Annotated in this window: 10 protein-coding genes; 2 read left to right on the forward strand and 8 right to left on the reverse strand. The window is 35.0% G+C overall.

The annotated features are described in order from the left end of the window. Positions 1 to 71: 71 nt before the first annotated feature. The 7 genes from LUA90_RS06920 to LUA90_RS06950 form a co-directional block, all read right to left on the reverse strand. A complete protein-coding gene (locus LUA90_RS06920) occupies positions 72 to 1,211 on the reverse strand; it encodes a glycosyltransferase family 4 protein (protein WP_231458853.1) in 1,140 nt (379 codons plus the stop codon). A 130-nt stretch (positions 1,212 to 1,341) separates the two neighbouring features. Next, a complete protein-coding gene (locus LUA90_RS06925) occupies positions 1,342 to 2,460 on the reverse strand; it encodes a glycosyltransferase family 1 protein (RefSeq protein WP_231490664.1) in 1,119 nt (372 codons plus the stop codon). A gap of 6 nt (positions 2,461 to 2,466) precedes the next feature. Next, positions 2,467 to 3,570 carry a DUF1972 domain-containing protein gene (locus tag LUA90_RS06930; protein ID WP_231458855.1) on the reverse strand — a complete coding sequence of 368 codons (1,104 nt, stop codon included), beginning with the start codon at positions 3,568 to 3,570 and terminating at the stop codon, positions 2,467 to 2,469. A gap of 11 nt (positions 3,571 to 3,581) precedes the next feature. Beyond that, positions 3,582 to 4,520, reverse strand: a complete 939-nt coding sequence (locus LUA90_RS06935) for a class I SAM-dependent methyltransferase (RefSeq protein WP_231458856.1) — start codon at positions 4,518 to 4,520, stop codon at positions 3,582 to 3,584. 75 nt (positions 4,521 to 4,595) lie between these two features. Further along, positions 4,596 to 5,993, reverse strand: a complete 1,398-nt coding sequence (locus LUA90_RS06940; protein WP_231458857.1) for an O-antigen ligase — start codon at positions 5,991 to 5,993, stop codon at positions 4,596 to 4,598. Beyond that, positions 5,990 to 6,910, reverse strand: a complete 921-nt coding sequence (locus LUA90_RS06945) for a glycosyltransferase family 2 protein (RefSeq protein WP_231458858.1) — start codon at positions 6,908 to 6,910, stop codon at positions 5,990 to 5,992. The genes LUA90_RS06940 and LUA90_RS06945 overlap by 4 nt, the downstream gene beginning before the upstream one ends. Then, positions 6,903 to 8,165 carry an oligosaccharide flippase family protein gene (locus LUA90_RS06950; RefSeq protein WP_231458859.1) on the reverse strand — a complete coding sequence of 421 codons (1,263 nt, stop codon included), beginning with the start codon at positions 8,163 to 8,165 and terminating at the stop codon, positions 6,903 to 6,905. The genes LUA90_RS06945 and LUA90_RS06950 overlap by 8 nt, the downstream gene beginning before the upstream one ends. 201 nt (positions 8,166 to 8,366) lie before the next feature. On the opposite strand from LUA90_RS06950, the gene LUA90_RS06955 reads away from it, so the two are divergent. Continuing rightward, on the forward strand, positions 8,367 to 9,758 hold the full coding sequence (locus tag LUA90_RS06955; protein WP_231458860.1) for an undecaprenyl-phosphate glucose phosphotransferase: 1,392 nt from the start codon (positions 8,367 to 8,369) through the stop codon (positions 9,756 to 9,758). 89 nt (positions 9,759 to 9,847) lie between these two features. After that, on the forward strand, positions 9,848 to 11,455 hold the full coding sequence (locus tag LUA90_RS06960) for a gliding motility protein RemB (RefSeq protein WP_231458861.1): 1,608 nt from the start codon (positions 9,848 to 9,850) through the stop codon (positions 11,453 to 11,455). Between the two features lie 75 nt (positions 11,456 to 11,530). Here LUA90_RS06960 and dxs read toward each other — a convergent pair whose 3' ends face one another. Then, positions 11,531 to 13,459: a 1-deoxy-D-xylulose-5-phosphate synthase gene (gene dxs / locus LUA90_RS06965; RefSeq protein ID WP_231458862.1), complete on the reverse strand. Its 1,929-nt coding sequence runs from the start codon at positions 13,457 to 13,459 to the stop codon at positions 11,531 to 11,533. Positions 13,460 to 13,497: the final 38 nt, after the last annotated feature.

Genomic DNA, 13,497 nt, shown 5'->3' on the forward strand with positions numbered 1-13,497 from the left:
TTCATCGTTCAATTCTAATTTATTGAGGGTTATTTAATTAAAATAGGTTTGAAATCCTTTTGTAATTTCTGTTAAAAAGTGGCTTTAAATATGTTTAAAATTGATTTTCTAAAACTATCTAATGAGAAATGTGCATCAATTCTAATTTTAGCCAATCTGCCCATTTCATTAATCCGAGTTTTATCGCCAATCAATTCTAAAATTTTACCCGAAGATACTTTGGCATCATCAAATGGAATAAGCAGTCCGGTTATCTCATCAGCAATCATTTCGCAGGCGCCACCATGTTTAGTTGCTACAACAGGCTTAGAACTTGCCATTGCTTCTAAAATTACGGTTGGAAATGGATCTGGTGAAGTAGATGGTAAAACAAAAATATCAATTGAACTTAAAATATTGGGTATATCTGTTCGGTAGCCGATATAATGAATGGATGCTGTTAGTTGCTCATTTTTAATACGATTGATCAGTTTATCTACTAAATGTTCATTCCCCGGATAAGCATCTCCGGCAATAATAAATTTTATGTCAGGTTGTTTTTCAAGGATAAGTTTAGCAATGTCAATAAAGTAATCCTGTCCTTTCCAATGGTTAACCCTTCCAATCATGCCAATTAATATATCGCTTTGATTCAGGTTTAGCTCTTGTCTTAGCAGGCCATCAGATTTGCCGTAGATACTTGTATCAATACCATTATAAATCCGGGTAATGGGTTTTTGCTGAATGTATTTTTTCCAATGATTTTTTACTGCATCAGATACGACAATGATGTTGTCGCTGTATTGACCAACCAGAAAACTTAAAACCTTAGTAAAGATTTTAGGCTTAGTTATAATTTCGTGAATATGCCAAATATGCTTGATTTTCTTCCTTCTGGCTAAAAAAGCACCAATTAAAACTCCTGTGGTGTTTGAGTAAACAATGTTAATTTTTTCATCATCGATTAACTTACCCAATAATCGCCATGCCTTTCCTGTAACATTTATCCGGTTTAATATTCCGGGGATGGAAAGGTACTTTCTTCTTAAAATACCTAGCCGAATAATTCTTACTTCAACATCTAATTTATTCAGCTTATCTACCAGTTCGCCGGTTTCAGAAATCACCACAATGGGCCTGTGCTTACCCTCGACTAAGATTTTAGCAACGATTGAAAGTATTTTGCTCCCACCATATAAATCTGATGAAGCACCTAAAATAAGTATATTCATCAGTTGATTATTAGATTTATTTTATGCGTATTCGAATTCAATTTGTAAAAATAGGTTTGATGTTATGGATGTTGTATCAAAACTACAAAAGTACATTTTTAAAGGAAGGAAATTTATAAGTTGTGCAATATTAATATTGTGCAGCCTTTTTAAACACTTCAATTAATTCATTGGCTGTTCTTTCCCACGAAAAGTTTTTTAACCTTTCATTTCCCATTTCTATAAGCGCTAATCTTCTTACTTTACTGGTAATGATAGGAATTATCTTATCTGCCAAATCAGAAGCGTCAAAAGGATTGAATGTTACGACAGCTTCTCCTCCAACTTCTGGTAAACAAGTATTGTTTGCAACCAAAACGGGTAGTTTATTTTGGAAGGCCTCTAAAATTGGAAGGCCAAACCCTTCATTAACAGACGGGAAGAGATATAATTCAGCGTTTTGGTAATACCATGATAAATCTATATCGCTCACATAACCGGGCATGATAACATAATCTGTCAGGTTGTATGCATTAATCGCTTCATATAGTTTTCTGCTGCCATCCATATCATTCTTGGGGCTGATTTGTCCGCATAAAACCAATGAAAAATCTGTGAAACCTTGCTGGTGTAGAAGGTGAAGGGCCTCCACTAAACAATAAAGATTTTTTCTTTTCTCGAAAGTACCAATATGTAAGAAGTATTTCGAGGTTTTCAATTTTAGGGTTCCTGTTGATAAGGAGGGTGTTGAAAGAAGTGTTTTTGGTGCCTCCGGAATACTTATTATTTTATTAACTGGTAAGCCAGAATAATGCGCAATTCTATCTTTTGCATATTCGGTTGGCGCAATAACATAGGCAGATTTTCTTGCAGCTTGTACTCCAAATTTATGAAATATTTTAAGCCACAATTTATTGTAGTGTTCCGGGTATTCCCAGAAAAAGGCATCATGAAAAACAGGAATTGTTTTATAACCTAAATTTAGATATGGCACAAAGAAATCAGTACAGAAAATTATATCACAGCCTTTAGATAATGCTAATACTGGAAGTAGTACTTGTTTCCAGATAAAGAACCGCAAATGCTCTGCAATTTTTAGTATTTTGTTTTTCCCAATGTAAACAGGTAATATGGTGTCAAAAAAATAAAATTTAATTCCAGGTCTTTCCTTTTTAAAAGCCCTGCAAATTTCTTCCAGATAAGTTTTTGTTCCGGTTTTGGCAATTTTTAAATCCCTTATATCTATACCAACAACAATTGTCTTTTCCATTCGCTATTAAACGTTTAATAGTTTTAACATCTCCTCTTTGTATGCTATTGTTATCTTATCCCAATTATATTTATCAGTTAAACCTGTACTTACTAAGTTTTTCAGTGCTTTAACTTTTTCCGGTGCGTTTTCTAAACTTTCGAGCGCAACTGAAACTGCCTTTTCATTTTCATCAAAAAACAATCCAAATGCTCCATTATTTAGCATCTCCTGATTAAAGACAGTATTTAAAGCTAATATGGCACAATTATTAACCATCGCTTTTAACATTGCAGGGTTTGTGCCACCAAATTTATGACCATGGATGTAAGCAAAAGCATGTTGGTACATAGCCATTAGTTCCTGCTGATCTTTAATATAACCGGTAAAAATTAACCTTTCATTTTGCATTGATTTCAAATCAGATGCATATTTATCACTGTAAGGTACATCGCCGACTACCACCAGTTTTTTTTGAGATTTAGAATTTAAAAATCCTTTGATTATCAAATCGGCATTGTTATCGGGAATCAATCGCCCAACAATAAGATAATAGTCTTCTTTTTCCAAGCCCAATCGCTGTAATCCAGTTTCTGAAGCTGGCTTAAAAACAGGTGCGCCATAGGCAATAACCGTAGAATCTGTTTTAAATTCTTTCAGATAAACTTGTCGCATGGCTTCGGCATCCGTAATTACTTTATCGTATAGTTTTGTAGCTAACTTTGCTGCCCAATAAAAGTATTTAGCACCTAAACCCTTCCACTTTGGTCTTAACCATTCCAAGCCATCCACATTAATCATGGTTTTTTTTCCAGCAATCTTAGGTATCCAACCCATTGGTCCGGCGGCTAAGTTTACAACGAGCAGAACATCAGCTTTGCTAAATGTTGCATGCATGATGGATAGAAATGAATGGATAATTTGATTTAAGGATTTTTGGGGTAAAGTTGGTATATAGTGTAGTCTAATCCCGTTAACTTCTTTAGGATGCGCGGTAAACAAATCTTTCTGGCAGTAAACATGTACTTCTACACCTTGCTTAACTAAACGTTCACTTAGTTCTTTAACAAAAGTTTCAAATCCACCGTACACATAAGGATATCCCCTCGAACCTATTATTGCAATTCGCATTTAACCGTTTATTATTTATTAAGATGATTTTTTTTTACTGCATAATAACGGATAATACCACCACTTTTAAAGACTGCGGAAACGGACTCCAGTAAAATCGCAAAAGGTAAAACAAAAAGTAAGGCCAACATTAATGAAAGAGTTTTTTTTCTTTTCAAATCTGCAATCAGAAAACCATTATATCCAAACCAGCTGAATATGGTTTGAATCATTCCTATAATGCCTAAATGTAGCGAAAAGTATGCCGATGACTTTACTTCCAAACCATTTTCCTCAATCAAATTGTTTAAGACGGATGGCGTAAAATGGCTTATATGCCGGGGTACATCTAAATGTAACCATTTATTGCCTGCCCATTTAGATTGCCAACTGTTAAAATTTGGAACTTCGATAATTAAAAGACCATCATCTTTTAGGTTATCCTGAATTAAATTCTCTAAAAGGTTATCAGAAAGATGAATATGTTCCAATACATGAAACATGGCGAGCACATCGAACTTTTTATTAAAAACAGATCCCGATTTATAGTAATCTGTATTAATATGCAAACCAAAATATTTTCTTGCATAATCTGCTCTTGGTTCAGAGCTTTCTATACCCTTAACATCAAAACCTTGTTCTTTAGCAAATTGTAAAAAGAGTCCTTTGCCCGATCCAAAATCTAGAAGTGTTGCTGGAATTTTTTTGAAAGACAGAATTTTTTTTAAAACCGCATTATATTCAAATTGCTGTATTTTATAAAAAATACTTTTACGGGTGTCTTGTACAGCATAATCTTTATCATCATAATAACTTTCTATATCAACCTCGTGTTTAAACCAAGTAAAATTATGACCGCATTTTTGGCAAGTTTTGATCAAGTATCGCTCATCTGCTGCTTGAATTTCGAATCGCACAGGACTTAGTTGTGTTTTATCGTTTAGGCAAAGCGGACAAGTAATGTTAATCATATTTAGATAGGCCAAACCCTTTATTGGGTTTTAAAGGCAAACTTAAAGAATAATATTAACACTCTGCCTTTTTCTTTAATCAAGCAATTCTTGTTGCTCATTTTGAATGGCCACTTTTGTAGAAATTATATTAACGAATAATCCTGACAGGAACCACATTAAATACGATGTATAAGATGATGTTTCTATCTCTGAAGTTAAGGATGGAATAATGAATCCAATTTTAATTAAAAGTATTGCCAGACAAATTTTCTTTTCTTTTCCTTCCAAACGGTAATACCATTTTATGCTTTCTTTAATTAGGCAGACATAAATTGTTAAATATAGGATTAGGGCAATTATTCCCGCCTGTACTCCAATAATAATGTATTGATTTTCCCCACCCACATTTTCACCAAGCGAACCACCAATTCTACCCGAAGAGCCTAAACCCAAACCTAATGGGCTGGAGGCAATCGCTAAAGCACCTTCAATCCACTCTACTACGTGGCCGACACTAGAGGGGTTACTAAAATTGATGGTATTCATAATTACCATTTGTAACCCATCATTTTGGTCTTGTTCTTTAACGAACAGGTAAATTACATAAATTGTGGCCAATAATGCTCCAACATGCACAGTGTGGTAAATGTATTTCTTTTTTGTAAATACAGAATACACATAAAGCAAAATGAAATAGCTTATAAATGCAGAACGTGAAAATGCAAAGATAATGCAGCATAGAGTTGCTGCTAATGCTATGTATCCAAAATTATCAAGTTTTAATTTGTACTTATCTGTAGTGTAAAGTGCGGCTAATACTGCCAGTGCAATAACAGTTGCTGATGCAAACTCTAAAGGGTTAGCAAAAAAACTGGCAAATCTTTTATAGCCACCTTCAGATTCGAATGTCCAGGTTAAGCCATAATTACCGCTCGGCTCAAAGTTAAAGAGGTAAAAATTATAATCAGCGTAGCCTGTTCGGGTTTGTAGATGCTGGTCTGTAATAACCTCGGTAAGTAAAACAGCTGCAGCCGCAATAGAAAGCAGTAGTATGTAATGAAAATATTTACTTATATAAATCTCTCCAGGCTTGTATAATCTGCCACAGAAATATACCAGCACGAAAAAGGATAATGTTTTAAAGGCCATTATTTTAGCACCAAATCCTTGTTCGCCAACAGGTAAAAAAGCATACAATAGTGTATAAATGAAAAATGCAATGATTAAATAATCAATATAATGGAGTTTTATTTTTGTTTTTAACTTAAAGATGCTAATGCCCAGCACAAGGATTACAAAAACTTCTTTAAGCGATTGTAATATTGGTATAAGACTTTTAAAACCTAAGGAGAAAGTGACAGAAAGAACGGTTGTGTAAATAGACAGTCCGAATATCAGAAATAGTATAAATCCGTCTTTTTTGCCCCTAACAATATCGCTTATGGCTAAAACAAATGCAAAAATATAAACTAACGGAAATATTGCTATCATACCCAGATTTCCTTTAATGGTGTAAAAAAGCCTTCTTTAAAGCCTTTTATCAGAAATTTTGCTTTTTGTTTTCTTCCTCGGATTATAAAATAAGTTAATAAAAAAGCATTATAAAAAGTTATTTGGACAGATATAAGTGGTAACAAAAATGGGTTAGCATAACGTCTTAGAAACCAAATCCTGTTTCTGCTGGTATAAAAGTGTATAATTGGGCTTAAAGTGCCCTCACTGGTTTTAGTTTTTTGTTGCCCCGAAACTCCGGCCTCATGGTAGATTTTGGTGGTGGGTAAATAGTCTAAAAGCCCTCCATTTTCTCTTAACCTGAAGGATAAATCAACATCCTCGTAATAAAGGAAGAATTTGCTATTGAATAAACCACATTGTTTTAGGGCCGAGTTTCTTATTAACAAGCAGCAACCGGTTAGCCATTCAACTTGTTCAGGGGTTTTTAGGCTTTGCCTCTCCTTTTGATTTTTTGAATAGGTATAACCTAAATATGGATTAAAAAACGAGCCGCCATTCCACAATTCATCTTTTTTGTATAGGTAATATATTGCTGGCTGCACAGCAACAGTTTTAGGGTTGTTTTCTAAATGATTAACTAAAGGACTTAAAAAATCTTCATCAACTTCGGTATCATTATTTAGTACCAGCGAATATTTGTAGCCATTTTGTATGCTATATTCGAGCAACTTATTATTGCCTTCGGCGAAACCCAAGTTAGCCTTATTGTTTATTATGGTAAGCTCGGGGAACTTAATTTTTAAAATTGAGATAGAGTCATCGGTGGAGCCGTTATCTGCAATGATTATATCAAAATCATCTGCCTTGCAGAATTTATTAACCGATAATATACAATTTATGGTGTGCTCCGGAGTATTCCAGTTTAATAATAGTATAGCAACGGATTTAGGCATTGAACGTATTAGATTTTTTGATTGCGTACTCGTACATAATTAGTGCGCAGCCATCTATAAGCACGGTATAAAGCCCAAACCAATTATGCAGGCCATTTGTAACCAATGTCCATGATGTTATTGCAGAGATGACCAACAACACAATCGCTATCCTGAATATGGCCAAAGTATTATTCTTTAGCAAAAGATCCAATACATTAAGCACATTAAGTGCCGCCAAAAACGGAACAAAAGCCATCAGTCTTAAAAAATTAATGGCATCCTGGTTATGCGCTCCAGATAGAAGGTGAACAATAAAGCCTGGCATAATAAATAAGGTTAGCGATAGTAGCAAAAACATTGCAGCTATCAGCTTGCTCATCTTGCCTTTATAAATTTTCCAGGCGTCGGTGCTTTCTGCAAAAATTTGGGCTGCTTTAGGGTAAATTGCATTTGAAACAGAAATAATTAATATTCTTGATGAACTTATCACCTTATCACATAGTGAATATGCGCCCAACCACAACGGCGTACCCCATTTGGCTAAGGCAAAAACCATCAGCGATTGCTGTAAGTGAACAGATATATTATTAATGGTTAGAAAAAAATTGTCTTTTGTGATTTTTAAAATACCACTTTTATCAGGTAGTTGAAAGTTAAGTCGGTAATTTTTTATTAAAAACAACAGCAGAATAGCATAAGTGGCAGTGCTTGCTAATCCAATAATAAAATTTACCCATTCGGAGTCTTCTGCGCCTCTTATAAAGATAATCACCCCTAAAATAATGAACACTTTAGAGATTAAATTTGCAATGTTATAAATTTTTAATTTTTCGGCACCTAAGAAAAAGAATAGCGGATTTAGCACTTCGGCCAAAACTATCGGTGTGGATAGAATGATAAAAGAATAATACTTTATCCGGGCCCATTGCAATATAAAAAGGAGTAATAGATATCCAATAAAAATTAAGATTCTAATCCACATTGTATTGCTAAAAACTTTATTTAATTCTATTTTATTTTTGGCGTAAGTGGCTACATCTCTAACACCGGATTGGTTTGTGCCATAATTGATAATTATAGAAGACAGGCCTGAAAAAGTATTGGCTAACATCACCATACCAAAGTTTTCAATACCTACAATTCTGGTAATAATAGGGTAAATGAGCAGTATTAGTAAAGTGTTTGAGATCTGAATGCTGCTCAAATTCAAAAAATTGGAAACAATTTTAGTTTCTTTTAATCCACTAATAAAATTTGTTAGAACTTGCTTCAAAACTTTTGGAAGATGTTTTGCAAATTTATAATAAATAAACATAATATGCCCAATTATAATGGTTTTGCCTGATTATGATAATTTGGCTTGTTTTTTGAGGTAAGGCGATTAAATTATTGAAAGCAATTGCGATGATTTTATAACAAACAAATAATCTGTTTCTTAAACCAGGGCTATATTTGGCAAAATTTTACCTCATAAATGATTGAAAGTAATAGTACTTATTTTAAGACAATAAGTATCCTTATAGATCTTCTTCTTGTAAACCTTTCAGGATATCTGGGATATGTGCTTGCTTATGGTACTTTTGGTATGTCGGATGGGAGAGGGATAAATTTTCTGCACATACTACTTATCAATTTCGTTTGGTTTAATGTAACTCAAATTACGCGTCTTTATCAAGATATGTTTGTTAAAGATGCTATTCCAACCATAAAGCAAGCCTTATGGAGTTTACTTTTCTTCGGCGCCATTATATTTTGCCTCGTTGTTTTTTTAAGAGATTTTAGTGTTTCCAAACAATTACTTATTTACGCCGGTATTCTTTTCGGGCCGCTATTTATTGCAGGTAAAATTGTCTTTTTACTTTTAAGGCGATCGAGCAGGGCTAAACTTATTAATTATAAAAAGGTTGTTATTGTAGGTGCAGGGCCGTTAGGCTTAGATTTAAAAAACCATCTTGAAAAAAATACACACCTCGGTTATAAAGTTATTGGTTTTTTTGATGATGATCCTGCCAAGCTCAATCAAAATCATGTAATTGGTAAGGTTGATGAATGCATAAGTTATGTAAAGGGAAGTAATGTTAATGAAATATATTGCGCCCTTCCGGATAGAGCCTTATCAAAAATCGATACGCTAATGCGCCAGGCTGATAAAGCCATGATTCGTTTTAAATTGGTTCCTGATGTTAAGGATTACTTCAAAAAAAATGTGATGGTTCAGTTGTATGGTCATTTGCCGGTACTTAGCCCACGTACGGAGCCATTGGAAATTTTAAGCAATCAAGTGTTAAAGAGATTATTTGATGTTATTTTTTCGTTATTGATTGTTGTTTTTATTATGAGCTGGCTTGTGCCTTTGATGGCCATACTGATAAAGTTAGAATCAAAAGGACCGGTGTTTTTTAAGCAATTAAGATCTGGTAAAGACAACCAGTCTTTTTACTGTTTAAAGTTTAGAAGCATGCAGGTTAACGGCGAAGCTGATACCAAACAGGCCACCCCTCAAGATTCGAGGGTTACCAAAATAGGAGCTTTTATGCGTAGAAACAGTATCGATGAAATGCCTCAATTTTTTAATGTTTTATTTGGGGAAATGTCTGTAGTAGGGCCAAGGCCTCACATGTTGCAACATACCGCCGAGTACTCTAAAATGATTGATCAGTTTATGGTTCGCCATTTTTTGCTTCCGGGTATTACAGGATGGGCTCAGGTGAATGGCTTTAGAGGAGAAACCCGCGAAGACGGCTCTATGGAAGAACGTGTTAAAGCGGACATCTGGTATCTCGAAAACTGGTCGCTTTTTCTTGATTTGAAAATTACTTTCTTAACCATTTGGCAGGTTATAGTTGGGCATAAAAAGGCTAATTAAAGCCTGCTATATTTCTAAAAATAAGCCTTGAACTTTAAAAACAAATTAATTTTACGTCCTTTGCGTAAATTTTATTAAAAATAATGTTGATGAAAAAACTTATACTATTCGTAATAATATGCCTTGGAGTAGGCAAATTAAATGCACAGTCACTTTACCAACCATACTCATTCCAGTTCTATCAGAAACTAAATCGCGAAGTTTATAATCCCGAAACTCGTTTCCATACCAGCTTAAAGCCATTTTTTATTGATGATAGTTTATTGGTTGAACATGGTAAACAGTTACTAAGCGTTGGGGTTGATTCGACAAGACACTCGTGGGTTGCTAGAAAGTTATTTAACGAACATCTAATTGATATACAAAAAGATGAATATACATTTTATGCAGATTTCCTCCCTGATTTCCAAATTGGCAAAGACTTCTCCGGAAAACAAAATACCTGGTTAAACACTCGTGGTTATCAAATTGGCGGTACAATTGGTAAAAAATTCTCTTTTTACACCAGCGGTTTCGAAAACCAGGGCAGGTTTGCAAAATATTATACTGATTATGCCAGAAGTATAAATGTTGTGCCAGGCCAATCTTACAACAGGGATTACGGCTCAAATGCTGGTAAAATGTCCTTAGATTGGTCATATGTTACCGCATTGATTTCATATACACAATCAAAGTATTTAAATGTAACTGCTGGTTACGATAAAAACTTTGTAGGCGATGGTTATCGTTCGATGCTTTTATCGGACGTATCTTCACCATATCCATTCTTAAAACTTACGGGAAACCTAGGAAGCGTTCAGTACACAGCAATTTGGGCGGCCTTACAAGATCCTAATGTAAGGAAGTTATCTTATGAGGCTGGAAACCGTAAAAAGGGTGGCGTTTTTCATTATTTAGATTGGAACGTTACCAATAGATTGTCAATAGGTTTCTTTGATTCTATTATTTGGGGCCAAACCGATGAGTTGGGCAATGAGAGAGGTTTTGACTGGGGTTATGCAAATCCAATTATCTTTTTGCGCCCGGTAGAGGCTTCAAGTGGTTCGCCGGATAATTCAATGATTGGATTAACCGGAAAGTATAAATTGTCAAAAGAACTAGTGGCTTACGGTCAGTTTTCATTAGACGAATTTGAAGCCAGCAATTTCTTCTCGAGCAATGGAAGCCCTCGTAATAAATATTCTTGGCAATTGGGTATAAGAGGTGGTGATTTGTTTAAAGTTGAAAACTTAAATTACTTGTTGGAGTACAATACCTCTAAACCTTATACTTACACTGGTCGCACGCAAATTGTTGCATACACAGCATATTCAGAGCCTTTGGCACATCGTTTAGGTACAAACTTTAGAGAAGTAATCGGTTTGGCTAATTACTCATGGAAAAGATTCGATTTTACCGGTCAGCTTATGTATGCTAAATATGGTTTATCCTTAAACGGACAAGATTATGGTAAAGATTTGAGTATTCCATATTCTGAAGCCATCAGACAAACGGGTAATTTTACGACTCAAGGATTAAGAACCGATTTATATTATGCCGAAGGTAGAGTTGCTTATATCATCAATCCTAAATATAACTTACGTTTTGAGTTAGGTGGTATTTATAGAAAGGAAACCAATAATTTAGGTTCAAATAATACCGGTATGCTTACCATTGGTTTAAGAAGCTCATTCAGAAATCTTTATACAGATTTTTAGAATACTAAACGTTACAAAAGAGCCCCATCAAATTAAATTTGATGGGGCTCTTTTTGTTTATATTGAAAATAAATTTTAGCCAACCATCGTATCGGTTATTCTTTTTTCGCTAACGCTTTTTACCGTTTTAATAATTGATGCTTTATCGTAACCACATTCTGCCCAAAGTTCTGGTTGTTCTCCGTGTTCAATAAATTCATCAGGAATACCTAATCGGATAACTCTAGCGCTATATTGATTATCAGCCATAAATTCTAAAATAGCCGAGCCTACGCCACCTTGTAAAGAACCATCTTCGATGGTGATAACATGTTTATATTTAGCAAAAACCTCGTGAAGCATTTCCTCATCCAAAGGCTTAACAAATCGTAAATCGTAATGTGCAGGATAATAACCTTCACTGTTTAGTTCGGTACAAGCCTCAACAGCAAAATTGCCTACATGGCCAATCGTTAAAAGTGCAACATCTTCCCCATCACAAATTTTTCTACCTTTACCAATTTCTAATGCTTTAAATGGTCGTTTCCAATCAGGCATTACACCATTTCCACGGGGATAACGAATTACGAAAGGTCCGGCATTTTCTTGTTGTGCCGTAAACATTAGGTTGCGCAATTCTTCTTCATTCATTGGCGATGATATGACCAGATTTGGTATACAACGCATAAATGAAATATCGTAGGCACCGTGGTGTGTTGCACCATCAGCGCCAGCTAAACCCGCTCTATCTAAACAAAAAATAACATTAAGCTTTTGGATGGCAACATCATGTATTACCTGATCATAAGCCCTTTGCATAAAGCTCGAATAAATATTGCAAAAAGGTACTAAACCTTGTGCAGCCAAACCTGCCGAAAAAGTAACGGCATGCTGTTCTGCAATCCCGACATCAAAAGCTCTTGTTGGCATTGCTTTCATCATAATGTTTAATGATGAGCCTGAAGGCATTGCAGGTGTTATCCCAACAATTTTATCATTTGCTTCAGCCAATTCTACCATTGTATGCCCGAAAACATCCTGATATTTTGGTGGCTGAGGCTTATCCGGGATGCTCCTTTTTATTTCTCCCGTAATTTTATCAAAAAGGCCTGGTGCGTGCCATTTAGTCTGGTCTTTTTCTGCTAAAGCAAAACCTTTACCTTTTACAGTAACGCAATGCAGTAATTTCGGACCCGGAATTTCTTTTAAATCTTTGATAATCGCTGCTAAACGCTTTACATCATGTCCATCAACCGGACCAAAATATCTAAAGTTCAGTGCTTCAAATAGGTTGCTTTGCTTAAGTAAAGTGCCTTTTATGCTTTTCTCAATCTTTTTAACATACTTATGTGCATTCGGGCCAAGTTTTGATAAACCTGTGAGCACGTGTGATATATCGTCGCGAAAGCGATTATAAGATTTTGATGTTGTTATACTTGTTAAATATTCTTTTAACGCACCAACATTCGGATCGATAGACATGCAGTTATCATTCAAAATAACTAAAACATTACTATTCTCAATACCAGCGTGGTTTAAACCTTCAAAAGCCAAACCTGCAGTCATGGCGCCATCACCAATAACGGCTACATGCTGTCTATCGGCTTCGCCTCTAATTTGAGAAGCTACAGCCATGCCTAATGCAGCAGATATAGATGTTGACGAGTGACCAACACCAAAGGTGTCATATTCACTTTCGCTAATTTTAGGGAACCCGCTAATTCCTTTATAGATACGGTTTGTATGAAATAAATCGCGTCTTCCTGTTAAGATTTTATGTCCATAAGCCTGATGACCAACGTCCCATACCAACTTATCGTAAGGCGTATTTAAAGCATAGTGTAATGCAACAGTTAATTCGACAACACCAAGGCTGGCGCCGAAATGGCCACCATTCACACTCACAACATCAATAATGTATTGACGTAATTCCTGGCTTATTTGCTCTAAGTCAGCTTCGCTAAACTGCTTTAAATCTGCAGGATAGTTAATTTTAGATAATAGGGGGCCAGCTTTTACTTGCATTTAATATTTTGGGTAAAAAACAAGATACAAAGAAAGTG

The sequence above is a fragment of the Pedobacter sp. Leaf170 genome, from assembly GCF_920984665.1.
Taxonomy (GTDB): Bacteria; Bacteroidota; Bacteroidia; order Sphingobacteriales; family Sphingobacteriaceae; genus Pedobacter.